Origin of the sequence: Granulicatella elegans, from assembly GCF_020735385.1 — a bacterium.
Classification (GTDB): domain Bacteria; phylum Bacillota; class Bacilli; order Lactobacillales; family Aerococcaceae; genus Granulicatella; species Granulicatella elegans_B.
In genome coordinates this window covers 57,409-80,784 of the sequence record NZ_CP085953.1, presented here as the reverse complement: position 1 = coordinate 80,784, position 23,376 = coordinate 57,409, and the positions used below count along the sequence as shown (strand labels likewise).

Genomic DNA, 23,376 nt, shown 5'->3' with positions numbered 1-23,376 from the left:
TGTCTTTCTATACTATTTATTATACAGTTTAAGCAACAAGATCTTGTAGAAAATCACAAAGGAGAGAGGAGTATGGAATATTGGGATATGCCACCGGAATGGAGCGAAGAATATCTTCAAACATTCGAACCAGTATTACATTCTGTATTACGAGGATATCATGTAGCCAATACAAATTCAGAGTATCAAGACTTATTACAATTAGGACGAATCTTAATGTTAGAAACTTTTCAAAAATTAGGAGGGAATCCTCTAGAAGAACAACGGTATATTTACGCTGCGTATATTAAACGAGGGTTTAGTTGGATTTGTTTACGAGAATTTTCAAAAGAAAATCAGCAAAAAATGCGAGAGTGTAGTGATGAAAGCTTGGAATTTATGCTAGGAAGTGATAGTGATGTTCAAACGCAACTAGAGACAAGGGAAGATTTGAAAAAACTGTACACGTTACTAACTCCAAGACAGAAGAAAACGCTGAAGCTGTTCTTAGAACAATCCGATTCCATTAAGGAATTAGCAAAGCTAGAAGGACGTTGTAAGAGTAAATATTACCGAGATCGACAAGCCATTCAAAAGAAATATCAACAATATATTCAAGGAGGAGAGTCAAATGGTAGAAAAAATCAATGAAACGTTAATGGAAAATAGTGGACGATTAGTAGGAGTTGAATTTGTCGTGATTCATAATGATGCAGGATCTATGACACCAGTGCAATATATCGAATGGCTAAGATACCGTGAAAAATCATTAGGAATTGCCCATTATTATTGTAATCGCAACACGATTGTTAGAGTAGTAGATACGTATCACATTGCCTATCACACTGGAGATTGGTGGAGCAATATCCGTTCGATTGGTTATGAAGTCTGTGAAAGTATGAAAGTCTCGGATGAAGAGTTTTTAGAAAATGAAGACATCACTCTCATGCAGGCAACGGAAGATTTACTCTATTATGGACTACCGATAACAACGGATACGGTAAGACTTCATCATGAATTTGTTCCGACTTCATGCCCACATAGAAGTCTAGCATTACATGGAGGTACAACCGAAAGTGTCAAAGAATATTTCGTCTTCCGAATGAACGAGTTGGCACAATTAGGAAGTACAGTAGAGGAAATGCTCGAAACAATTAGCGAACAAAAAGGATCTACTGAAGCAGTGGATGAGAACTTTCAAAAAACAGTCCCATCTGCAGATGAAGGAGATACAGAACTTACTAATAATGATGCTATTACCACAAATGAATCACTAGCTAAGGAAGTAATCCTTGGATTATGGGGAAACGGAGCAGAACGAAAACACCTCCTAGAAGAAGCGGGATACGACTATGATGCCATTCAAGAAATCGTCAATCAAACATTAAACGAATAGGGGTAAAAATAATCGAGAAAATTCTTTATATAGTGTAGGAAGTCATGACACTACAAAAAAGAAAACAAACAGGAGGAAAAAGAAAATGGCAAAAGTATTTCAAAAAGCAACATTAGAAGTATTTCATATGGATGAGGATAAAGGAAAGGCAAAACGTATTAAAAGCTTACCAAACCTTATCGAAACAGCTGACGAACAATCAGTAAAAGAAATTGGAGAAGCATTAAAAACATTGATGAAAGATCCAGTGAGCTACGTAACAGTTGTTACACATTACCGTCACACAATGGCTTAATAAGAAAAGGAGAGGAAAACTATGACAACAACAAAAGAATTAACATTAGTCTTCAAAAATGCAGATGGAAAACACAAAAACTTGGTCATTGCAAAACCAGTAGAAAACTTGGATGAAGCAACCATTAAAGCAGCGATGCAAAAAATCGTTAACACACATGCTTTTGAAAAAGCAGGTAAGAAAGAATATGAAGGTGTTGTATCTGCATCCTATGTTGATCGTACCGTGACAAAAGTGTTCAAAACAGAAGAATAGATTGAAATAGAACGAGCGTAAGAAGTCGAAGGGGAAACTCTTCGGCTTTTTTGTCACGTTAGAAAAATATTTTTCGCCATTTTTTGCGTATATATAGGTGGAGAGACAAATAAAGGAGGAATCAATATGAAAATCAAACCAACCAATGACCTACTCTTCAAAAAAATGATGACAACAACAGGAAAGGAATATATTCTCGAAGAATTTATCGAGGCAGTTACGGGAATGAAACTAACAAATGTTCGACCAACAAATCCGTATCAGATAGAATCTTATCAAAAAGAGATAGAAAATCTAAATCCTGTTATGTATAGTACGATTGTTGATGTAGTAGCTACTACAGACGATGGAATGGAAATTATGATAGAAATGCAACTCTATCAGCATAAAGATTTTTTTGAACGTATCTTTAACTACATGGCAACCACTTATACGCAAAATTATAAAGCAGAAACTGCAAAATCAATTATTTCTATTGTTGTTACCAATTTTACAGTATTTTCAGAATTTCAAGAAGCACGAGTAGAGATTGGATTAACCAACTTGGCTTGTCATAGAGAAATTAAAAATAAAAAACATCAACCTTATTGGCGAATCTATTTAGTAAACTTAACAGATAAAGCTATTATAGAAGGAGAAAATACAGATTTATCAGAGTGGCGAGACTTTCTAAAAAATGGTACAATTACATCGAAATCAAGCAAAGGATTAAAAGAAGCACAAAAAATAGTGAACTTCTCAAATCTATCAGGTGAAGAACGGAGGCTTGCGACACTAATGGAAAAATATGAAGATGTATACTATCAAGTCATGAAACACCAATTGGAAGAAGGAATTGAAATCGGACGTCAACAAGGCGTAGCTCTCGGAGAACGAAAAGGGCAAGTCATGATCTGCTTCAAAATGAACTTACCAATGGAAGAAATCCAAAAGCATACAGGATTGTCAGTGGAAGAAATTGAAGCGTTTAGGAAAGAAATGGAATAGGAGTGACAGGAAGAACAGTCATTATAGAGAGGCTGTTCTTTTTTGATGTTATGAAATTTGAGATTAATATGATTGCCCTTTCCATTGCTACAGATAGTTTATCATAACTTTTAATGGATCACGATCGAGTTTTTGGTTTTTATTTTAGATAGTTACAAAGCCAATTATTTCTGGAATTGTAGTATTTATTGTGCTATCAACAGCGTATAGACGTTTGTTAGATTTAGAGTCAGAATGGAAAAGCAGCTGGTTCAGAAGAAATAACAATGGAAGAAGTTCAGTTGCTTAGAACGGCGCTTAGGTTTCATTCATGTGTTCGCTGAAAAAGCAGGGTTCAATAAGACACATGAAATGACTGAAAATAAAATATACAAAGATCATAAAACAACTTATTCATTCAGAATCAGTTATAGTATCTATATTGTAATAAATGAACAAAATATTTGTAAAAAAAATGTAATATAACATGACTTGCACCAGTTATAGAGAAGTGTTATGATGTATGTGTTTAAAAAACAATATTGTAAGTATTGTGAATACACAGGTTGCTATGACAAGTTATGAACGGATGACCATCATAACCATCACTAAAAAGTAAAATAAACAACTTTTTTCGTAAAATAGCTTGACAATGGACAATCAGTGAGGTAGCATTATCTTATAATATAAAAACCAAAAAAAATAAAGAGAGGTAGAATATTATGAAGAAAAAATTATTATTATCAAGCGTTGCAGCTTTAACATTGTTTGCAGCGTACAATACAGCTAGTGCTGAGGACAACGTTGTAGATGAAGCTTTAAATATTGCGAACGGAGCACCAGAAGCAACAGTTGCGCATGAGAATTATGTTCAACGTCAAAATAAAGTTAATGAATTGCGTAATGCGCATAGAGCATTAGGAAAAGCAGACAAAAAAGTTGAAAAAGCTTTTGCAGATTTTGAAAAAGCAGAAAAAGAATATTATGATGCATTAAAAATCTCTGAAGCAGCAAAAGATTCTCAAATGAGTGCACAAAGCAAAAAAGCATTAATCGATGCTAAAATTGCTGAAATAAAAGCTGAATTTTCAGGAGATTCTGCACATCCTGGTACAAAAGATACAGAGTTGAAAAATGCTAAAATTGCATTAGACAAAAAAATGATAGTACTAATGCAGCACCAGATGGCTTGAAACAACAATTAGAAGCTTTAGAAGGTGAATTAGAAACAGCGAAGGATCAATATGAAGCAGAACTTGGCAGAAAATTACTTGATGGCGCAAATGAACAAGAAAAAGAATCTCATAAAAAAGAACTTGCTCGTTTAGCAAAAAAAGTTAAAGATGCCGAGAAAAAAGTAACTGATAAAAAAGATGAAATTGCTGATAAAGAAAAAGAAATTAAAAAATTAGAAGAAAAACAAAAAACTGCAGAAAAAGAACTTGATATTCTAAAAAAAGCAAGTGAAGATTTAGAAGATTTAGCAGACAATGGAAAAATTGATGGAAAAACACTAGCTGAGTTAGAAGCAAATGTGAATACTGCAAAAGCTGCGGTGACTACTGCACAAGAAGCCTATACTAATGCAAGATTAGAAGCTAGAACTGCGAAAAGTACTTATGAAACAAAATTAAAAGAAACAAAAGATTTATTTGCAAAACAAAATGTAGCATTTAATTTAGATGAGTTATTAGTAGCTGACGAACCAGCTCAAGAACCAGTTACAAAATTCGGTTGGAATAAAAACGATAAAGGCGAATGGACTTACGTTGTAGACTCTAAAGGTACTACAAAAAAAGGTTGGATTAACGATGGTGGTTCTTGGTACTACCTAAACAAAGAAGGCGTAATGCAAAAATGGTGGGTAAACGTTGACGGAACTTGGTACTTCTTAAACGGTTCAGGAGTAATGGAAACTGGTTGGTTACAAGATAACGGAACTTGGTACTACTTAGAAGAATCAGGTGCTATGAAAGCTAACCAATGGTTCGAAGTTGGTGGAAAATGGTACCACGTTAATGAATCAGGTGCATTATCAGTAAACACAACTGTTGGCGAATACAACGTAAACGAAAACGGTGAATGGGTTTAATATTTAAACGAACTTAAAAAAGAGAGCGAAAGCTCTCTTTTTTTTTGTTGTTCGACAAATCCTGTCGATGAGCCGCTTTTTGCTTAACTTTTTAAGAATATTTGAGATTTCAGTAATAATAGTATATACTAAACTACATAAGGGAGGTATATTCAATGAACAAGTGGAAAGTAGGAGTACTAGTATCAATTTTTGGATTTCTTGGTATTGTGAATCCGATTCATGCACAAGAAGGAAACGGAAACAAGATTCATTTTATAAATGTGTCCCCAACGAATCCAGGTAGTGATGCGATTCTATTAGAAAGTAATGGGCATTATGCGATGATTGATACGGGGGAAGATTATGATTTTCCGGACGGAAGTGATTCTCGTTATCCATATCGTGATGGGGATAATACCGATTATCGTAATGTCATGACAGAACGTGTGATGCGTCATCTGAAAAATATAGGCGTAGAAACATTAGATTTTATTTTAATTACGCATGCTCATTCGGATCATATTGGGAATGCAGATGAGTTAATGGAGAATTTTAATGTCAATAAAGTCTATATGAAGCGTTATAGTGATAGTCGAATTACTGATAAGGAGAGACTTTGGGATAGTCAATATCATTATGACAAAGTGTTAGCTGTTGCGAGCCAAAAAGGAATTCCAGTGATTCAGGATATTTCAAAAGAACAAGCCCATTTTTCTTTAGGGGATATGGATATTCAACTTTACAATTATGAAAATCAGTATACGAACGGACAGTTAACTCCAGTTGTAGATGATAATTCGAATTCGATTATTAGTGTCATTACAGTGAATGGTAAGAGAATTTTTACTGCAGGAGATTTGAATAACTTAGATTATGGGAATGAAGATCGTTATGGTCCAATGATTGGAAAAGTCGATATGATGAAATTTAATCATCATTTTGAAGCGGAATTTTCGAATACAACGAATTTCCTACAAAATCTACATCCTTCTATTGTGGTATTAACGTCTTGCAATGATCCTTGGAAGAATCATCATGTAGCTACGGATGTTATCAATCAGTTAAAATCTTTTGGAGCACAACTGATTAAGGCGAGTAGTGCAGAATATGAAGCAACAGTTTTTGATATTCGTACGGATGGTTTTACGAATATTTCAACACAATATCCTCGAATTCCTAGTTTTACTGCGAAGTGGTATATAGAAGATGATGTTTGGAAGTATCGATATGCAACAGGCGAACATGCGATTGCTTGGAGTGAAATCGGTGGGCGCTATTATTTCTTCAAAGGGAATGGAGCAATGTTAGAAAGTCAATGGAAGAAATGGCGTAATCGTTGGTTTTATTTCCAAGATTCTGGAGAAATGGTAACAAAATGGAAGTTTATTCATGATTCATGGTATTTCTTCAATAACGATGGTCAGATGGAAACAGATTGGGCTATTTCTGATGGTCAATGGTATTACTTATCCAAAGATGGTGATATGCAAAAAGGCTGGAAATGGATTGACAAGGCTTGGTATTATTTAGCTGAATCAGGTGAGATGAAGACAGGTTGGGTCAAATATAAGGATAATTGGTACTATCTAGATAGTGATGGCAAGATGAAAACTGGAGAATTACAGTTAGAGAAACATGAGTACGTACTAGCCAATGATGGACATATGTTAACAGGTTGGAATGGAAACTACTATTATAGAGCTTCAGGAGAGAAAGCAAAAGATGCCTGGACTGAAATCGATGGTCAATGGTATTACTTCAAAGCAAATGGAGAATTAGTGAAGAGTGGAAAAACACCGGATGGATACACAGTCGATGCGAAAGGTGTATGGCTAAAAGATATCCCTCAAGAAGTGAAGAAAGTTCAAAAAGAGACTAAAAAAGCGCGAACAACGGTTGAGAATTCGCAGAGATACACTCACACTGAAAGTGATCATCGTAAAGAAGCTGCGAATACATCATCAGTTCTGGAAAAACAAGCGAATGAAGAAAATCATTCTTCAAGTAATCCGAAACATTCAGTAGAGGAAGTGACTCCTACGACTTTTGGAACTCCAGAAATAGCTGCAGGTAGTTCAAGTGTAGAAAAAGAAGTAGGTTCGAATACGGATTCAATTACAACTACAACGGTTAGTGGTGAGAGATAGACAAATCGTAAGATTTCTCAACAAGGGATAATGTGGTTGGGAGTATCCAATTAAATAAGTTTTTTATGGTTGTTGAAGTTTGCAATTCATTTTGTTTTTGATATAATAAAGATACAAAAAGAGTCGAGCGCCAACTCGACTCTGATGTAGACCATTGAAAAGACGGTGGCTAATTATAGGACATTAAATAATGCCGCTCATTTTGCCAAAGTTATGAGCGGTGTTATTTTTTTGTCTTGATTTCTATTAGTTTAACAATGAGTGCCAATAATGCAACAAGTAAAGTCGCAAAAGAACACACTAATGTCAAAGCTTCATAGACTGACAAAATACAACCTCCTTTCGATAGATTTTAAACAGATGCTCATAAGCATCACCTACCTTTATAGAGATTGCCACCGCTTTAAAACTTTCTACGGTGAGAGTGTACCATAAACGAAATGGAAATAACAGTGCAATGCGCAGAAAATCACATTGTTTGAATTTTTATGGAGTTCTGATATAATAAAGATACAAAAAGAGCCGAGCGTCAACTCGACTCTGATGTAGACCGTTGAAAAGACGGTGGCAAGATTTTGACGTTAAAATAACGCCGCTAACCTTCCAAAGTTAGAGCGGTGTTATTTTTTTGTCTTGATTTCTATCAGTTTAACAATGAGTGCCACTAATGCAACAAGTAAAGTCGCAAAAGAACACAGCAATGTCAAAGCTTCATAGACTGACAAAATGCAACCTCCTTTCGATAGATTTTGAAAAGATGCTCATAAGCATCACCTACCTTTATAGAGATTGCCACCGCTTTAAAACTTTCTACGGTGAGAGTGTACCATAAACGAAATGGAAATAACAGTGCAATGCGCAGAAAATCACATTGTTTGACCTTTGAAAAATTTTTTGTATCATCATTGCATGACATCGCTCAATATGTCAAAGTATAGAAAATACCGCTTTCCAATGATCATTTTGAGAGGCGGTATTTTTTATCAATGAATCGTTGTTTTCCAAAATTCCCGTCAGACAGCAAAATCATCCCAAAGTTGTATGGACAGTTCTGAAAGAGAACCTTATAATGAAGACAATAAAAGGAGGAATTTAAATGAAAGATGTAACGAATAGTGCCAATCGAAGTGCGAGCAATCAACAAGGGAAGATCCTTCGGTTGAATGTTTCAAAGTCAATTTTATATGTTGTTGCAGTAATGATTATTGCACTGTACTATTATAAAAATCTACCACCAATTCACTACGCTTCACCTGCTTTTTGGGTGTTTTTAGCGTTGATTTTAGGATTAGTTGGAGCAATTGAATGGGTGACAGGCGGTAGTATTGCTTTTAAAACGACAACGAATAAGTTTTCATGGGAACAAGCGAATCAGTCTAGAAGTCACTTTGTTTCTAAAATTGTACTCTCTATTGTTGGATTTTTAGTCATTATTGCTGCGGCAAGTTACTTTATTTTATCGCCATTATTTTTTGCGGCATCTTATTCTAACATGATTCAAGTGAAAAATGCGGATTTTGCGACAGATTTTCCGAAAACAGATGTCAACCAAATTCCATTGATTGATCGTGATACAGCTTCACGATTAGGGAATCGTCGCATTGGTGCGTTAACAGATTTAGTTTCTCAATTCGAAGTGGCAGAAGATTATACACAAATCAATATTCAAAATCATCCGTATCGTGTTTCTCCATTAAAATATGCTGGATTTTGGAAATGGTTCTCCAATCATCAAGATGGAATTCCAAATTATATGCAAGTCGATATGGTGACTGGGGATGTAGAAGTGAAGAAACCGGATCAACCGATTCGTTATAGTGAAGCAGAGTACTTCAACCGTAATATTCATCGTCATTTACGTTTCAATCATCCATTTACATTATTTGGTAGTCCAAGTTTTGAAGTAGATGATGAAGGGACACCTTATTATATTGCTTCAACTTATCGTCGTAACTTTTTCTTAAGAGAACCTGAAGTGAATGGTTTAATTACGGTGAACGCTTTAACAGGTGAAAGTAAGCATTATAATTTACAAGAAATTCCTAATTGGGTAGACCGTGTGTATAGTGCGGAATTAATTTTACATCAGTTAGAAATGAATGGGAAATATAAATTAGGATTCTGGAATACGATTTTTTCTAAAAAAGGAGTAACTGTTCCTACAAAAGGGTATAATTACTTACCAATGAATGATGATATTTACCTATATACAGGAATTACTTCAGTAGCTTCAGACAATTCAAATATTGGATTCGTCTTAGTCAATACACGTACAAAAGAAGCAAAAATGTATCCAGTATCAGCAGCAGAAGAATTCTCAGCAATGAGCTCAGCAGAAGGTAGTGTCCAAGAAACAGGCTATAAAGCAACCTTCCCACTACTGATTAGTTTAAATGGCAAACCGATGTATATTCTATCCTTAAAAGATGGTTCAGGTTTGATTAAAAAATACGCCTTAATCGATGTGGAAAATTATCAAAACGTTTATGTTGAAACAAGCGTGAGTCGCTTAATTCAAAAATATGAACAATCTGCACCAACGGAACAAGTTGGAACTGAAAGTGATGATCATCTAACAAGTGTGACGGGTAAAGTTCAAGATATTCAAGGAGTTGTTATCAATGGAAATACGATTTACTATTTATTAGTGGGTGATAACGTTTATCGTGCACCAGCTACGATTCAAAATCGATTACCATTTGTACAAAAAGAACAACTGGTTGAAATGCAAGTTACTCCTCATGGAGAAGTTAGAAGTATATCCATTAAATAGAGAGAGAAGTGTATCGGATTCATCTGATGCACTTTTTGTTTTAGCAGTATCGCAGAAATTTTTTCGATTATTTGAATTTATAAGGAAGCTATGGTCTTTTTAATCAAAGCATAGTACAATGTAAGTGTATACAAAAATGGGAGTGGTGAACATGAAAGAGATTTACAATGGATTATATCAAGTTCAAGCAGCGTTAGCGGAGATTGATTGTGAGTCAATGGTAGCAGCAGTTTGTAATAAAGCTGGGAAAGTACAGTTTATTGTCCAATTGATGCATCATAAGGAAGGGCAATTTTCGGCATTTTTTTATAAAACTGTTCGTGAATATCAACATAGAATGAAAGCAGAAGAGGCTATTGTTGCAATAGCGGAAACGGAAGAAGAGTTAGATGAAATTGAAGGATTACGTAAAGGCATTCAAATTGTCTTTGTTCCATTAGAGTTGATTCCGAAAAGTCAAAAAATGACATTAAGAGACCTAGGGATTACTCGTAAAAGAAAGAAATTATATCCATTAATGTTTAGTTTAAATGATTCTAAATTATTATCGAGAGATTTAAAAGTGTCAGAAGTGAATTTCTGTAAAAAAGTATTAGATTGGTTAACACAAGAAGGAAATCTTGCCTTACTTGCTTCTACTACAAAACCAACTGAAAGAAATACGTTACCAAAGATTACGTACAATCCAAAAAAACAAGAAAGTGTCTATGAACAAGGAGATATTCTTCCCTTTGAGGAAGAACTAACTTACGAAGAATTTATTGGGTATAAAGGAGAAAAACCAAAACTGTATGTGCCGGAATTATCTCTTTATCGTACGAAAAAAAGCATTCAATTTTCGATACCGGACACATTTGAAATCCGTTTAATGCTTTCTCCATCTCATTTTTATGGTGATGATGAGAAAAATGGACCTCAATATATTTTAATCATTACAACGGATATGGAAATAGCGCTTATTGAGCCAATGTATCAATTAGATCCTGAATTTATCCAAAATACGTTATTAGGTTTTTATAATGATGCACCAATGACTCCGGAAAGATGGGTGACAAGAGGAATTTTTGCCCCATTCTTGAAGGAGTGCTTAGATCCAATGATGGAATTTTTTAAAATTCCGTTTACAATTAGTACAGAAAGATCTCTTATTGATCTGTATTCTCATGAAGAGCTGTTTCACTTGATGACTTCTGATGTTCCGTATGATGATTTCGATGATTTCGATGATTTTGATGATTTTGATGATTGTAATGTTTTCAACTTATCTGAAGCACTTCGTGAAAGAAGAGATTTTCATGAAAAATCTAAAAAAGCTTCCTTTATAGAAAGTGAATTAGAAGAGTTACAATCTGCACTTTCGATGGCATTGGAATATATGAGTAACAAACCAATTGTTTCTACGAATGAGTTAAGGCATTTTTTACAAGAAAAGAAAATCAGTCCAATAAATATCCTTGCAGTACTTGACGGGTTAATTGAAGCGGGACGTCTGTTTCCAAATTTAAAGTAGGATCGTTGGATAGATGGAGATAGTTACATCCTGTTGGTGAGAAATCACTGGCAGGATTTTTTGAAATAAATGTAACAAAATTTCTCAGATGGAGTACTTTTTATTGGCAAAGAGAAATTTATTTTGTATAATGAAAGTCAAAGAAAGTCAAAAGGGAGGAGCGTTTGTATGCAACCGTCAAATATGTCGGATATTATTGAAGAATATTTAAAAAATGTCTTATTAGCACAAGAAAAAGTTGAGATTCGCCGCAGTGAAATTGCGGATCGTTTCAATTGTGTGCCATCACAAATCAATTATGTGATTAATACACGTTTTACGGTTCAACAAGGATATGTTGTGGAAAGTAAGCGTGGTGGTGGTGGGTATATCCGTATTATGAAAGTCAATTTAGTAGATGATATGGATATGATTGATGCCTTATTGGAAGTAGTTCCAGAAGAATTATCGATGAAACAAGCCAATCATATTTTACAAAATCTGTATGATAATGAGCTCCTCTCAAAAAGAGAAGCACAATTATTGTCTATTGCAATGTCGAAAGAATCATTAACAGAAGCAGAGCAATGTAGTAATCAACTTCGTAGTAATATGATGAAAAATATATTAACCAGTTTAAAGTATAAGTAGGGGTGACGTGAATGAGTGAAATGTTTACAGAAAAAGCACGGAATGCTATGGTATTCGCTGCTCAAGAAGCAATTTCTTTTAGGCATCAAGCAGTGGGTACGGAGCATTTATTATTAGGTCTAGTCATTGAACAAGAAGGGATTGCCGGAATCCTTTTAAGAGAAAGAGGGTTAACAGCTGAGAGTGTTCGTCAAGAAATTGAAGCATTAACAGGATATGGAAGCAATCGTAAAGAAATCGATCCCTATTTAATGCCTTATTCTCCTAGAGCTAAAAAAGTAGTGGTTGCAGCGACAGAAGAAGCAAAACGGTTGAAAATTCCTCAAGTAGGAACAGAGCATTTATTATTAGGCTTACTTCAAGAAGAAGTATTAGCAACGAAAATTATGCGTGATCATCAAATTGAATTAGAAGAATTAATGAAGACAATTTATGAAAAAATTGGCATTCAACCTTCAAAAGCTCGTTCAACAAAAGGTCAAGTGTCTGGTGGCAATGCCAAAGATAAAACCCCAACATTGGATAGCTTATCAAGAGATTTAACAGCCTTAGCTCGACAAGGGAAACTAGATCCAGTAATTGGAAGAAATGAAGAAGTTCGTCGTATGATTCAAGTGATTAGCCGCCGTACAAAAAATAATCCTGTATTAGTTGGGGAGCCTGGTGTTGGTAAGACTGCTATTGTAGAAGGATTAGCTCAACGTATGGTCAATGGTGAAGTTCCTGAAGAAATTGCTAGCAAACGTTTAATGATGTTAGATATGGGTGCTTTAGTAGCAGGAACAAAATATCGTGGTGAATTTGAAGAACGTATGAAGAAAATCATTGAAGAAATTTATACGCAGCAAGATGTGATTTTATTCATCGATGAATTACATACACTTATTGGTGCAGGTGGAGCAGAAGGAGCCATTGATGCTTCGAATATCTTAAAACCTGCCTTAGCTCGTGGTGAATTACAAGTCATTGGTGCAACGACTTTAGATGAGTATCAAAAATACATTGAAAAAGATGCTGCCTTAGAACGTCGTTTTGCTTCTATTCATGTAGAAGAACCAACTGCTGAAGATAGTATTCAAATTTTAAAAGGCTTGAGAAAACAATATGAAGCGCATCACCATGTTGAAATTACAGATGAAGCGATTCAAGCAGCTGTACAATTATCCGTTCGTTACATCACTTCAAGACGTCTTCCAGATAAAGCCATTGACTTAATGGACGAAACGGCTGCAAAAGCACGTTTAGATGTGACAACAAAAGTTTCTCCAATCGTATTATTAGAAGAAGAAATTTTACAGTTTGAACAATTGAAAAACCAAGCGATTCAACACCAAAACTTTGATGAAGCAGCCAAATTCCGTAAAAAAGAATTAGCGAAAAGAGATAAACTTGAAAAATTAATCGAAAAATTAGAAGCTTCACCAAAAACAGATTATATTGCTTCGATTGGAGAAGGGGATATTGCAGAAGTTGTTTCTCAATGGACAGGAATTCCTCTTCAACAAATGGAGAAAAAAGAAAGCGAACGTTTAATCAACTTAGAATCTGTCTTACACAAACGTGTCATTGGACAATCGGAAGCCGTTAGTGCGGTTGCTCGTTCGATTCGTCGTGCAAGAAGTGGTTTAAAAGATCCACGTCGTCCAATTGGTTCCTTCTTATTCTTAGGGCCAACTGGTGTTGGGAAGACAGAATTAGCGAAAACTTTAGCAGAAGCAATGTTTGGAGAACAAGATGCATTAGTCAGAATTGATATGTCTGAATATATGGAAAAACATTCCGTTAGCCGTTTAGTAGGTTCGCCTCCAGGATATGTTGGATTTGATGAAGGTGGTCAATTAACTGAAAAAATTCGTCAACGTCCTTATGCCGTGATTTTACTAGATGAAATTGAAAAAGCTCATCCAGATGTGTTTAATATTTTATTACAAGTATTAGATGATGGACATTTAACTGATTCAAAAGGAAGAAAAGTGGACTTTAGAAATACAGTAATCATCATGACGTCAAACCTTGGTGCTGTCGCTCTTCGTGAAGAAAAATCGGTAGGATTCGGTGCGAAAACGGTTCAACAAAACCATGATGCAATGGAAAAACGAATTCGTGAAGAATTGAAAAATTCATTTAGACCAGAATTATTAAACCGTATTGATGAAACAATTGTCTTCCATAAACTTCAAAAAGAAGAATTAAGACAAATTGTTGGCATTATGGCAAAAGAAATTACTTCAAGATTACAAGAATTGAATATTACAGTGAAAATTACTTCTGCAGTATTAGATGTACTAGCAAATGAAGGGTTTGATCCAGAATACGGAGCAAGACCAATTCGCCGTGCGATTCAAAAGAAAATTGAAGATCCATTAAGTGAAGCATTGTTAAGGGGAGAAATCCGCTTCGGACAACAAGTTACTATTGGTGCCACAAAAGGGAAAATTACCATTAAAGGGAAAGAGAAAAAAGAAAAAGCTGTAAAAACTCCTGTTCTTGTGTAATGATGGATGAAAAGTAATGGATAGCCTCGCGAAAGCGAGGCTAGTGTTGTTTTAAATTATTTTTAGCAATGAGACACCATCGGTGGCTGCTTGCGACCTCACTATCAAAGAAATGGTGAGAGGATTTATATTTTTTAGTATTCCTGTTGCATCAAAAGAAAATGACAGAGAGTCAGATCGTCCATATTCTTCAATGCCAATCCCGTCAACTGCCCAAACCGATCAATCCGATATTGCAACGTATTACGATGAATAAACAAACGAGTAGCCGCCTTCGTCAAAGTCCCACGCTCTTGCCACAACGCCTCAATTAAATCCGGAAACTCATCCTGAACCATTTGCGCATACAAAGTCTCAGGAATGGGTGAAAAATCTAACTTTTTCTGAGTGAATCCCCATAAAACCATTGGCGCAAATGCCAAACAAGTCTGCTTATTCGACTCATGCAAATACGCCACAAATAAAGCTTTCTCCGCTTGATAAATCCCCGGAATTTCCTCTGACATTTTCCAAACATTCCCAATCAAAATCTTCATAGAAACCGCAAAATCTTCCTCAACCGTTGCATGGATTGCTTGCAACTCCTGAGTCGAAATCTTCTCAACATCCGTCTTTCTCACAATCGTATAATGCTTTGGAAAACAAGAAAAACTCGTGATGACATCTCCGAAAATCTCTTGCATCATTTCCACCCATTCTTGTTCATTAAAATCATTATTTTTTTGAATTAAACAAACGTGAATGAATTGAATATTTTCCAATTGAACTGGGCATTGCCCTCCTTGTTCTAAATACTGTTGCCAAGGTGGAAGTTGGGTTGCCATTTTTACCGGCATTTTTGTTAAGGTTTCAATTAAAGCTAATTCACGACTGGATAATTCTTCATATGGAATTTGTAAATAAGTCTTCTCTTCTATAGAAATAACATAATCCTTCGTATCTTGTGGAATATGATGCATGATTTTAGAATTTGGAAATAAATGTAACCATTCTTCGTATTTCATAAGCGTCTCCTTTTTCATTCTTCTCTTGTAGTATACACTAAAAGAGCTTGGAAAGAAAAAGAAGAAAATGAAAAATACAGTTTTGACTAGGATTTTTTTGAAAAATTCGATACAATAGAAACAACTTTATAAAAGGAGTGAGAAAATGAAAGCAGTCGTAACAGTTGTCGGCAAAGATCGTGTCGGTATTGTTTATGAAGTATCAAAATTATTAGCAGAACAAAATATTAATATTGTAAATATCTCTCAAGAAATTATGGATGAATATTTTACCATGTTAATCTTAGTAGATGTATCAGCAAGCAAAATGCCATTTGTAGAATTGGTTCCTTATATTCGCGAACATGGAAAAAATTTAGCATTAGATATCCGCATTCAAAATCATGAATTTTTTGAAGCGATGCATCGGATTGGTTAGGTGAAGGAATGGTTCAACATAGTGAAATTTTAGAAACAATTTCGATGGTAAAAGAACAAAACTTTGATGTTCGTACAATTACAATTGGAATTGATTTACATGATTGTATTCATCCAGATATCGATGTATTAAATCAAAATATTTACAACAAAATTACTCGTATCGGAAAAGATTTAGTGAAAACTGCTCACGAATTATCGTTGCAATATGGTGTGCCAATTGTAAACCAACGAATTTCTGTAACACCGATTGCTCAAATTGCAGCAGCTACAAAAGCAGATAGCTATGTATCTATTGCACAAACATTAGATCGAGCAGCCAAAGCCATTGGCGTATCTTTTATTGGTGGATTTTCTGCCTTAGTTCAAAAAGGAATGAGTCCTTCAGATGAAGTGTTAATTCGTTCGATTCCAGAAGCGATGAAGGTTACCGACATTGTCTGTAGCTCTGTGAATATTGGATCTACAAAAGCCGGAATTAATATGGATGCTGTAAAATTAGTCGGAGAAATCATTAAAGAAACAGCTGAAATTACTCCAGAAGGATTTGGTTGTGCCAAAGTCGTAATTTTCTGTAATGCAGTAGAAGATAATCCATTTATGGCGGGAGCTTTCCATGGTAGTGGAGAAGCAGATGCCGTGATTAATGTTGGAGTTTCTGGACCTGGGGTTGTAAAAGCAGCCCTTGAAAATCATGAAGCTGAAACATTAACAGAAATTGCAGAAATCGTTAAGAAAACAGCGTTTAAAATTACTCGTGTTGGAGAATTGATTGGTCAAAAAGCAAGTCAAATGTTAGGAATTCCATTTGGGATTTTAGACTTATCTCTTGCACCAACTCCTGCAGTAGGGGATTCAGTGGCTCGTATTTTAGAAGAAATGGGCTTGTCAGTGACAGGAACTCATGGAACAACAGCAGCCTTAGCATTATTAAATGATGCTGTGAAAAAAGGTGGTATGATGGCTAGTTCTGCAGTTGGTGGATTAAGTGGAGCATTTATTCCAGTTTCTGAGGACGAAGGAATGATTGAAGCGGCTGCCAACGGTGTTTTAACATTAGATAAATTAGAAGCGATGACAGCAGTATGTTCCGTTGGATTGGATATGATTGCTGTACCTGGGGACACTTCTGCTACTACGATTTCAGGAATTATAGCGGATGAAGCTGCTATTGGTATGATCAATACAAAAACAACTGCTGTACGTATAATCCTTGTTCCTGGTGGAAAAGTCGGAGATTCTGTAGAGTTTGGTGGATTGTTAGGTTATGCTCCAATTATGCCAGTAAAAGAGGGAAATTGTGACTTATTTGTCAACCGTGGAGGACGTATTCCAGCTCCTGTACAATCATTGAAAAATTAATCCTATCATGGAAAAAGTGTACTAGATATAGTATAATGAAAGATACACAAAAAGAGGAGGAATGAAAGATGTATGAATGGACATTAGAAGATTTATACCCATCATTTGAAAGTCAAGAATTTAAACAAGATGTAGAAGCTTATAAAGCGTTAAAAGGTAAATTTGAAAGTTTAACACTAGAAGATTCGATTGAAGGAATTACAAAGGTTGTAAAATTATTAGAAGAATCAACAGTTTTAACAGGTCGTTTATATAATTATATTCATTTAACATTAGCGACAGATACAACGCATGAAACGGCGACACAAGTAGAAGTACAATTAGCAGGAGTTTCAGCTGATTTACAAGCTACTTATGCAAAAGTTTCAAAATTTTTAGGAACGATTCAAACAGATATTACAACCGATCCTTTCTTAGCAGAATATCGTTATTATTTTGAAGAAGCTAAAAAAGATGCAGCTCACTTATTAAGTGATGAGTTAGAAGAAGTTTTAGCAAAAATGTCCATTAGTGGCGGAAAAGCTTGGTCTCAATTGTTTGACTTTATGTGGTCGAGCGCTCAAGGCGAATATAAAGGCGAAGTAGTTACTTTAAGTGAAATTCGTGGGAAAGCCTATGATAGCGATGCAGAAGTACGTAAATCAGCGTATGAAGCAGAGTTGAAAATGTATGATGCGATTAAAGAACCAATTGCGTTTTCATTAAACCATATTAAAAAAGAAGTATTAACAACTTCTAGCTTACGTGGATTTGAATCGCCATTAGCGCATACGTTAGAAGCTTCTCGTATGAGTCGTGAAACTTTAGAGGCATTATTAGAAGCAATCCGTGAATATTTACCAAACTTTAGAAAATATTTACGCCATAAAGCAGCTTTATTAGGTCATGAAAATGGACTACCATTTTATGATTTATTTGCACCAGTTGGAAACAGCAGTCGTACATTTACAGTGGAAGAATCAAAAGATTACTTAATTGAAAACTTCAAGACATTCTCAGCTGATTTAGCAGAAATGACAGAAGAATTCTTTGATAAACACTATATTGATTTCTACCCTCGTAAAGGGAAAGTTGGTGGAGCATTCTGTTCAAACTTACCAATGATTAAGCAATCACGTGTTTTAACAAACTTCACTGGTTCATTAAGTGACGTTGTAACATTAGCGCACGAATTAGGACATGCATATCATGGGTTACATATTGAAAACCATCGTCCATTAAACCAAGACTATTCAATGCCAGTTGCAGAAACAGCTTCAACATTTAATGAAAACATCATTATGAATACAGCGATTAAAGAAGCAAGTGATGAAGAAAAAATTGCATTAATTGAATCTCAATTACAAGATACAACACAAATTATTGTCGATATTTATTCTCGTTATTTATTCGAGTCAGCTGTTTTTGAAAATCGTGAACAATCATTTATGTTCTCTAAAGATTTAGAAGAAATGATGTTGTCTGCACAAAAAGAAGCGTATGGTGACGGACTAGATCAATCTTACTTACATCCATATATGTGGGCATGTAAACCGCATTACTATAGTACTGGATTAAGTTTCTATAACTTCCCATATGCATTTGGTGGATTATTCTCTAAAGGATTATATGCCATTTACCAAGAACAACCAGAAGGCTTTGTAGAAAAATATCAAGAATTACTTCGTGCAACTACTGTATCAAGTGTAGAAGATACTGCTAAAGTTTTAGGAGTAGATGTAAGTACTCCAGAATTTTGGAAGAAAGCATTAGCAGAAGTAGCAGAGTCAATCGATGCATTTATCGCTTTAACTCCATTAGAAGTAGTATCGGATACTCAAGTTAAATGATAATATTTATTAAGACTTTTCTATCGGTAATGCCGATGAGAGAAGTCTTTTTTGCATAAAAATGAGATAAAATGAAAACAAATTAAAAAAAGATTAAAAAAGTCTTGCAAAATCCTATTTTTATGTTAATATAATAATATCTTAATTAAAAAATGAATTTTTAAAGAAGATTTTATTAAGGAGAGATGAAAACGATGAAAAGAAAATGGCTTTGGTTACCAACTGCAGCAGTAGCATTGACGATGGCAGCATGTGGTTCGAAAACAACAACACCAACTACAACAACAGAGGGAGCAGATAAATCAAAATTTGTTTCTGAAATTACTCACGATGGTGAACCAATTAAAGGTGGAACATTAAATTATGCGATTGTTTCATCATCACCATTAAAGGGCGTGTTTATGGATGAATTATCACAAGATGTTACAGATTCAATTGTTGGAGATATGATTGATGCACCAATGTTTGAATATGATGATAATCGTAAATTAGTGAACTCAGGATTAGCTTCTATTTCATTTGATGTAGAAGGTAAAACAGCAACTGTTAAATTAAATTCTCAAGACTATAAATGGTCAGATGGAGAAAAAGTAACAATCGATGACTACATCTTCGCTTATGAAGGAATTGGTCACAAAGACTACACAGGTGTACGTTATGATAGAGATTATGAAAACATTGAAGGAATGGATGAATACCACAATGGTTCTGCTTCAACAATCTCTGGTTTAGAAAAATTAGATGACTACACAGTGAAAATTCACTACAAAGAAATGACACCTTCAATGCAATTAGCAGGAGGTGCAGTATGTAGTTTTATTATGCCAAAACATGTATTCTCTAAAATTCCTGTAGCTGATTGGGAACAAAGTGATGCCGTTCGTGGTAAATCATTCGTTGGTCTAGGAGCGTTTACAATTGAATCAATGGTACCAGGTGAATCTGTAACAATGGTCGCTAACCCTAACTACTTCAAAGGTCGTCCAAACATTGATAAACTAGTGATGGAAGTAGTTTCTCCAGATAGTATCGTATCAGAAATGAAAGCTGGTAAATACGATATTGCCGAGATGCCAAGAGCTCAATACGATTCATTTAAAGATTTAACAAATGTTACTTTTGTAAGTTCTTTAGAATCAGCTTATGAATATATTGGATTTAAACTTGGTAAATGGGATCAAGAACAAGGTAAGAATGTGTTAAGTGAAAATCCAAAAATGGGTGATGTAGCTTTACGTCAAGCAATTGCTTATGCGATTGACCCAAATACAGCAGGTAAAAACTTGTATAATGGATTACAACATGGTGCAAACTCAATTATCATCCCATTCTTCAAAGATATTTACAACAAAGATCAAGAAGGATTTGCTTATAATCCAGAAAAAGCTAAAAAACTTTTAGATGATGCAGGTTATAAAGATGTAGATGGCGATGGATTACGTGAAAACAAAGATGGTTCTAAATTAACCATTAACTTTGCAGCTCGTAAGCGTGATGATGCGAACGAATCATTAATTCAACAATATCTATTATGGTGGAAAGAAGTTGGATTGGATGTTCAATTGTATACAGGACGTACAATTGAAGTAAACAGCTTCTACGAAAAAATTCAAACTGATGATCCTGAAATTGATATGTTTGCTGGTGGTTGGTCAACTGGTTACGATCCAAATCCATCAGGATTATTCGGAGAAAAAGCTAAGTTCAATCTCCAACGTTATACAAGTGCTGAAGGAAATGCCCTTATGGAGAAAATTTCTTCTACTGAAGCATTTGATAATTCTAAGAATATTCAATTCTATAAAGAATGGCAAAAATATGTACACGATAATGCGTTTATTTTCCCAACTATTACTGGTGAGAAAGTTACTGCTGTTAACAAACGTGTGAAATACTTTGATACAAAACTTGGATCAAACAACGAAAAATCTTCTATGGCTAAATTGCAATTAACTGCAAATGAACCAGTTAAATAAGCCCACGTTTTTTCTCGACTCAATGAAAGATATTGAGTCGAGTTTTTTTGTTCGTATTGTAAGAGAATTTTATATGAGATTTTCATAGAAATCGATGAGGAGTTTATTAGAATTTGGGAAGAAATATTTGTAAGCGGTTGAAATGGTGGGTCAGTGTGCTAAAATAATAGTGATAAAAAATAAACCAAAAAGGGTGGAAAATCATGAAAAAACAAAGCAAGGCAATCTTATCCTCACTTGCAGTAGTTGCTGTTTTAGGAGCATGTTCTCCGAAGAACTCTACAGATGGGGTAAATGACTCAAACGCAAAGGATAGAATATTTGCGAAGGAAGTTACTCATGAAGGAACACCAATAAAAGGTGGAACATTAAAATATGCCATCGTAAGTGCATCTCCTTTTAGTGGACTTTTTATTGATGAATTAGCTTCAGATTCAACAGATGCGGCTTTAACAGGCTATGTTGATGGAACAATGTTTGAATATGATGCAAATCGTAAACTAGTCAATTCAGGTTTAGCATCGTTAGAATTTGATGTTCCAGGTAAGACTGTTAAAGTAACATTAAATTCTAAAGATTATAAATGGTCTGATGGGCAACCGGTTACTATAGATGACTATATCTTTGCTTATGAAGGGATTGGAGATAAAGATTATACAGGTGTTCGTTATGATGCGAATTATAAAAATATCGAAGGAATGGAAGAATTTCATAATGGACAAGCATCTAGTATTTCAGGGTTAGAAAAAATTGATGATTATTCAGTAAAAATTCATTATAAAGAAATGACTCCATCCATGAAATTAGCAGGTGGACCAATTAGTTCTTACATTATGCCTAAACATATTTTTTCAACGATTCCTGTAAAAGATTGGGAACAAAGTGATTATGTTCGTGGAACAAAAGTAGTAGGCTTAGGCGCTTTTACCATTGAATCGATTGTTCCAGGTGAATCAGTGACTTATAAAGCAAATGAGTACTATTATAAAGGAAGACCAAAATTAGATAAGATAGTAGCAGAACTTGTTTCTCCAGATAGTATTGTTTCTGAAATGAAAGCAGGAAAATATGATATTGCTTCTATGCCAAGAGCTCAATTTGATACTTATAAAGATTTAACGAATGTTACTTTATTAGGTAGCGAGGATTCTGCTTATGAATATATTGCATTCCAATTAGGAAAATGGGATGAATCAATTAGTAAAAATGTCATGAATCCAAATGCCAAAATGTCTGACCCAGTTTTACGTCAAGCGATTGCTTATGCATTAGATATTGATCAAGCAGGAAAGAGTTTGTATAACGGATTGCAAAGAGGAACGAATTCTTTAATCATCCCTTTCTTCAAAGATGTTTATAACAAAGATCAAGAAGGATTTACGTATAATCCAGAAAAAGCTAAAAAAATGTTAGATGATGCAGGATATAAAGATGTAGATGGTGATGGATTAAGAGAAAATAAAGATGGTTCTAAATTAACGATTAACTTTGTGGCTCGTACGCGTGATGATGCGAATGAATCATTAATTCAACAATATTTATTATGGTGGAAAGAAATTGGATTAGATGTTCAATTAGTAAACGGACGTACAATGGAAGTGAATAGTTTCTATGATAAGGTAGAAGCAAATGACCCAGAAATTGATATGTTTACTGCAGGATGGAATACTGGTTTTGACCCAGATCCAACAGGGTTATATGGGGAAGACGCGAAGTATAACTATACTCGTTTTGTAAGTAAAGAACAAACAGCTATCTTCAATAAAATTAATTCTGAAAGTGCATTCGATGATGCTAAAAATTTTGAGTATTATAAAGAATGGCAAAAATATGTTCATGATCAAGCATTTGTTTTCCCAACTTTAATTGGGAATCAAATTACCGCTGTGAATAAACGAGTGAAATATTATAGTACGGATATCGCTTCGAATAATCCAAAAAATGCGATTAATGAAATGGAATTAGTGGCGGATACTCCAGTCAAATAAGGGATAGAATAGGACTTTTAACAAGTAGTAAGGGACGCTAGCTACTGTTAAAAGTCTTTTTCGTTTTATAATCATACGAAATAACGATAACTTGATATAAGAAAAAATCAATTGATGTAAAGTTCAATGAAATGGGCTCTTTTTGAAACCGTTTTTATAGAAAAGATGAGAAAATTATTAAAAATTTCTGTAGAAAATCATAGGAATTTTCAAAGAATCATGGTAGAATAAACATACGTAATTTTAAAAATGGAATTGTCATACAATTTGCATTTTCAGT

20 protein-coding genes are annotated in these 23,376 nt (G+C 34.6%); 17 read left to right on the top strand and 3 right to left on the bottom strand.

The window, feature by feature from the left end:
• The first annotated feature begins 72 nt into the window (after positions 1-72).
• The 8 genes from LK443_RS00380 (at position 73) to LK443_RS00345 (ending at position 7,112) form a co-directional block, all read left to right on the top strand.
• Positions 73-630 carry a hypothetical protein gene (locus LK443_RS00380; RefSeq protein ID WP_227931691.1) on the top strand — a complete coding sequence of 186 codons (558 nt, stop codon included), beginning with the start codon at positions 73-75 and terminating at the stop codon, positions 628-630.
• Positions 611-1,375, top strand: a complete 765-nt coding sequence (locus LK443_RS00375; RefSeq protein ID WP_227931690.1) for an N-acetylmuramoyl-L-alanine amidase — start codon at positions 611-613, stop codon at positions 1,373-1,375. The genes LK443_RS00380 and LK443_RS00375 overlap by 20 nt, the downstream gene beginning before the upstream one ends.
• Before the next feature lie 85 nt (positions 1,376-1,460).
• On the top strand, positions 1,461-1,670 hold the full coding sequence (locus LK443_RS00370) for a hypothetical protein (protein WP_227931689.1): 210 nt from the start codon (positions 1,461-1,463) through the stop codon (positions 1,668-1,670).
• 21 nt (positions 1,671-1,691) lie between these two features.
• Positions 1,692-1,925, top strand: coding sequence for a DUF2922 domain-containing protein (locus LK443_RS00365; RefSeq protein ID WP_227931688.1), 234 nt, complete (start codon positions 1,692-1,694; stop codon positions 1,923-1,925).
• A 126-nt stretch (positions 1,926-2,051) separates the two neighbouring features.
• The gene (locus LK443_RS00360; protein WP_227931687.1) at positions 2,052-2,912 is read left to right on the top strand and encodes an Rpn family recombination-promoting nuclease/putative transposase; all 861 of its coding nucleotides are present in this window, start codon (positions 2,052-2,054) and stop codon (positions 2,910-2,912) included.
• Between the two features lie 701 nt (positions 2,913-3,613).
• Positions 3,614-4,084, top strand: a complete 471-nt coding sequence (locus LK443_RS00355) for a hypothetical protein (protein ID WP_227931686.1) — start codon at positions 3,614-3,616, stop codon at positions 4,082-4,084.
• Positions 4,081-4,983 (top strand): hypothetical protein, encoded by a 903-nt coding sequence (locus tag LK443_RS09500; RefSeq protein WP_416217251.1) that lies wholly within the window; start codon positions 4,081-4,083, stop codon positions 4,981-4,983. Before LK443_RS00355 ends, LK443_RS09500 begins: the two co-directional genes overlap by 4 nt.
• A gap of 155 nt (positions 4,984-5,138) precedes the next feature.
• The gene (locus LK443_RS00345; RefSeq protein ID WP_227931685.1) at positions 5,139-7,112 is read left to right on the top strand and encodes an MBL fold metallo-hydrolase; all 1,974 of its coding nucleotides are present in this window, start codon (positions 5,139-5,141) and stop codon (positions 7,110-7,112) included.
• Between the two features lie 223 nt (positions 7,113-7,335).
• Here the strand turns inward: LK443_RS00345 and LK443_RS00340 are convergent, their stop codons facing one another.
• Together LK443_RS00340 and LK443_RS09495 are read right to left on the bottom strand one after the other, a co-directional pair.
• A complete protein-coding gene (locus LK443_RS00340) occupies positions 7,336-7,440 on the bottom strand; it encodes a putative holin-like toxin (RefSeq protein ID WP_227931684.1) in 105 nt (34 codons plus the stop codon).
• Positions 7,441-7,732: 292 nt separating this feature from the next.
• Complete coding sequence (locus tag LK443_RS09495) at positions 7,733-7,813, bottom strand: putative holin-like toxin (RefSeq protein ID WP_416217870.1); 81 nt, start codon at positions 7,811-7,813, stop codon at positions 7,733-7,735.
• Between the two features lie 395 nt (positions 7,814-8,208).
• Here LK443_RS09495 and LK443_RS00330 point away from each other — a divergent pair, with 395 nt between their 5' ends.
• The 4 genes from LK443_RS00330 to LK443_RS00315 all read left to right on the top strand — a co-directional run bounded on the left by LK443_RS00330 (position 8,209) and on the right by LK443_RS00315 (position 14,520).
• Complete coding sequence (locus tag LK443_RS00330) at positions 8,209-9,885, top strand: hypothetical protein (protein ID WP_227931682.1); 1,677 nt, start codon at positions 8,209-8,211, stop codon at positions 9,883-9,885.
• Positions 9,886-10,036: 151 nt separating this feature from the next.
• Entirely contained in the window at positions 10,037-11,395 is a 1,359-nt protein-coding gene (locus tag LK443_RS00325) for a hypothetical protein (RefSeq protein WP_227931681.1), read from the top strand.
• Between the two features lie 168 nt (positions 11,396-11,563).
• Positions 11,564-12,025 carry a CtsR family transcriptional regulator gene (locus LK443_RS00320; RefSeq protein ID WP_227931680.1) on the top strand — a complete coding sequence of 154 codons (462 nt, stop codon included), beginning with the start codon at positions 11,564-11,566 and terminating at the stop codon, positions 12,023-12,025.
• Positions 12,026-12,036: 11 nt separating this feature from the next.
• Positions 12,037-14,520, top strand: coding sequence for an ATP-dependent Clp protease ATP-binding subunit (locus LK443_RS00315; RefSeq protein ID WP_227931679.1), 2,484 nt, complete (start codon positions 12,037-12,039; stop codon positions 14,518-14,520).
• Positions 14,521-14,654: 134 nt separating this feature from the next.
• On the opposite strand, the gene LK443_RS09420 is transcribed toward LK443_RS00315, so the two are convergent.
• Positions 14,655-15,524, bottom strand: a complete 870-nt coding sequence (locus LK443_RS09420) for a helix-turn-helix domain-containing protein (RefSeq protein ID WP_322563562.1) — start codon at positions 15,522-15,524, stop codon at positions 14,655-14,657.
• 145 nt (positions 15,525-15,669) lie between these two features.
• Between LK443_RS09420 and LK443_RS00305 the strand changes: the two genes are divergently transcribed.
• The 5 genes from LK443_RS00305 (at position 15,670) to LK443_RS00285 (ending at position 23,096) form a co-directional block, all read left to right on the top strand.
• Positions 15,670-15,942, top strand: a complete 273-nt coding sequence (locus tag LK443_RS00305) for an ACT domain-containing protein (protein ID WP_227931678.1) — start codon at positions 15,670-15,672, stop codon at positions 15,940-15,942.
• Between the two features lie 8 nt (positions 15,943-15,950).
• Positions 15,951-17,303, top strand: a complete 1,353-nt coding sequence (locus tag LK443_RS00300; protein ID WP_227931677.1) for a PFL family protein — start codon at positions 15,951-15,953, stop codon at positions 17,301-17,303.
• Positions 17,304-17,371: 68 nt separating this feature from the next.
• Positions 17,372-19,132, top strand: coding sequence for a M3 family oligoendopeptidase (locus tag LK443_RS00295; RefSeq protein ID WP_227931676.1), 1,761 nt, complete (start codon positions 17,372-17,374; stop codon positions 19,130-19,132).
• A 194-nt stretch (positions 19,133-19,326) separates the two neighbouring features.
• Complete coding sequence (locus LK443_RS00290) at positions 19,327-21,108, top strand: oligopeptide ABC transporter substrate-binding protein (protein WP_227931675.1); 1,782 nt, start codon at positions 19,327-19,329, stop codon at positions 21,106-21,108.
• A gap of 203 nt (positions 21,109-21,311) precedes the next feature.
• The gene (locus LK443_RS00285; RefSeq protein ID WP_227931674.1) at positions 21,312-23,096 is read left to right on the top strand and encodes an oligopeptide ABC transporter substrate-binding protein; all 1,785 of its coding nucleotides are present in this window, start codon (positions 21,312-21,314) and stop codon (positions 23,094-23,096) included.
• Positions 23,097-23,376 lie beyond the last annotated feature (280 nt).

What these genes read in the sequence shown, in the direction of transcription:
- LK443_RS00380 (WP_227931691.1), top strand. Translation starts at nt 73, where the DNA reads ATGGAATATTGGGATATGCCACCGGAATGGAGCGAAGAATATCTTCAA.
- LK443_RS00375 (WP_227931690.1), top strand. Translation starts at nt 611, where the DNA reads ATGGTAGAAAAAATCAATGAAACGTTAATGGAAAATAGTGGACGATTA.
- LK443_RS00370 (WP_227931689.1), top strand. Translation starts at nt 1,461, where the DNA reads ATGGCAAAAGTATTTCAAAAAGCAACATTAGAAGTATTTCATATGGAT.
- LK443_RS00365 (WP_227931688.1), top strand. Translation starts at nt 1,692, where the DNA reads ATGACAACAACAAAAGAATTAACATTAGTCTTCAAAAATGCAGATGGA.
- LK443_RS00360 (WP_227931687.1), top strand. Translation starts at nt 2,052, where the DNA reads ATGAAAATCAAACCAACCAATGACCTACTCTTCAAAAAAATGATGACA.
- LK443_RS00355 (WP_227931686.1), top strand. Translation starts at nt 3,614, where the DNA reads ATGAAGAAAAAATTATTATTATCAAGCGTTGCAGCTTTAACATTGTTT.
- LK443_RS00345 (WP_227931685.1), top strand. Translation starts at nt 5,139, where the DNA reads ATGAACAAGTGGAAAGTAGGAGTACTAGTATCAATTTTTGGATTTCTT.
- LK443_RS00330 (WP_227931682.1), top strand. Translation starts at nt 8,209, where the DNA reads ATGAAAGATGTAACGAATAGTGCCAATCGAAGTGCGAGCAATCAACAA.
- LK443_RS00325 (WP_227931681.1), top strand. Translation starts at nt 10,037, where the DNA reads ATGAAAGAGATTTACAATGGATTATATCAAGTTCAAGCAGCGTTAGCG.
- LK443_RS00320 (WP_227931680.1), top strand. Translation starts at nt 11,564, where the DNA reads ATGCAACCGTCAAATATGTCGGATATTATTGAAGAATATTTAAAAAAT.
- LK443_RS00315 (WP_227931679.1), top strand. Translation starts at nt 12,037, where the DNA reads ATGAGTGAAATGTTTACAGAAAAAGCACGGAATGCTATGGTATTCGCT.
- LK443_RS09420 (WP_322563562.1), bottom strand. Translation starts at nt 15,524, where the DNA reads ATGAAATACGAAGAATGGTTACATTTATTTCCAAATTCTAAAATCATG.
- LK443_RS00305 (WP_227931678.1), top strand. Translation starts at nt 15,670, where the DNA reads ATGAAAGCAGTCGTAACAGTTGTCGGCAAAGATCGTGTCGGTATTGTT.
- LK443_RS00300 (WP_227931677.1), top strand. Translation starts at nt 15,951, where the DNA reads ATGGTTCAACATAGTGAAATTTTAGAAACAATTTCGATGGTAAAAGAA.
- LK443_RS00295 (WP_227931676.1), top strand. Translation starts at nt 17,372, where the DNA reads ATGTATGAATGGACATTAGAAGATTTATACCCATCATTTGAAAGTCAA.
- LK443_RS00290 (WP_227931675.1), top strand. Translation starts at nt 19,327, where the DNA reads ATGAAAAGAAAATGGCTTTGGTTACCAACTGCAGCAGTAGCATTGACG.
- LK443_RS00285 (WP_227931674.1), top strand. Translation starts at nt 21,312, where the DNA reads ATGAAAAAACAAAGCAAGGCAATCTTATCCTCACTTGCAGTAGTTGCT.